This window comes from Streptomyces purpureus (assembly GCF_014648195.1).
In the GTDB taxonomy this organism is placed as follows: Bacteria; Actinomycetota; Actinomycetes; order Streptomycetales; family Streptomycetaceae; genus Streptomyces; species Streptomyces purpureus.
In genome coordinates, this window is the sequence record NZ_BMQQ01000014.1 from 665 (window position 1) to 1,882 (window position 1,218).

Here is a 1,218-nt window from a genome sequence, read left to right on the forward strand (position 1 = left end):
GAGTCTTGCACTCTGAGCTGGGGGTGGCCGCAGAGACCAGCGAGAAGCGACTGTTTACTAAAAACACAGGTCCGTGCGAAGCCGTAAGGCGATGTATACGGACTGACGCCTGCCCGGTGCTGGAACGTTAAGGGGACCGGTTAGCGGGGTTTCGATCCTGCGAAGCTGAGAACTTAAGCGCCAGTAAACGGCGGTGGTAACTATAACCATCCTAAGGTAGCGAAATTCCTTGTCGGGTAAGTTCCGACCTGCACGAATGGCGTAACGACTTCTCGACTGTCTCAACCATAGGCCCGGTGAAATTGCACTACGAGTAAAGATGCTCGTTTCGCGCAGCAGGACGGAAAGACCCCGGGACCTTTACTACAGTTTGATATTGGTGTTCGGTTCGGCTTGTGTAGGATAGGTGGGAGACTGTGAAGCTTGGACGCCAGTTCAGGTGGAGTCGTCGTTGAAATACCACTCTGGTCGTGCTGGATGTCTAACCTCGGTCCGTGATCCGGATCAGGGACAGTGTCTGATGGGTAGTTTAACTGGGGCGGTTGCCTCCCAAAGGGTAACGGAGGCGCCCAAAGGTTCCCTCAGCCTGGTTGGCAATCAGGTGTTGAGTGTAAGTGCACAAGGGAGCTTGACTGTGAGACCGACGGGTCGAGCAGGGACGAAAGTCGGGACTAGTGATCCGGCGGTGGCTTGTGGAAGCGCCGTCGCTCAACGGATAAAAGGTACCCCGGGGATAACAGGCTGATCTTCCCCAAGAGTCCATATCGACGGGATGGTTTGGCACCTCGATGTCGGCTCGTCGCATCCTGGGGCTGGAGTCGGTCCCAAGGGTTGGGCTGTTCGCCCATTAAAGCGGTACGCGAGCTGGGTTTAGAACGTCGTGAGACAGTTCGGTCCCTATCCGCTGTGCGCGTAGGAATATTGAGAAGGGCTGTCCCTAGTACGAGAGGACCGGGACGGACGAACCTCTGGTGTGCCAGTTGTCCTGCCAAGGGCATGGCTGGTTGGCTACGTTCGGGAGGGATAACCGCTGAAAGCATCTAAGCGGGAAGCCTGCTTCGAGATGAGTATTCCCACCTCCTTGAGAGGGTAAGGCTCCCAGTAGACGACTGGGTTGATAGGCCAGATGTGGAAGCCCGGTAACGGGTGAAGCTGACTGGTACTAATAGGCCGAGGGCTTGTCCTCAGTTGCTCGCGTCCACTGTGTTAGTTCTGAAG

Annotated in this window: 1 rRNA gene (running past one end of the window); it reads left to right on the top strand. The window is 56.2% G+C overall.

Features of this window, described 5'->3' with window-relative positions:
- Positions 1-1,186 (top strand): 23S ribosomal RNA (locus tag IEZ01_RS18695); its annotated part reaches 664 nt to the left of the window's first position; the annotation flags it as partial.
- Positions 1,187-1,218: the final 32 nt, after the last annotated feature.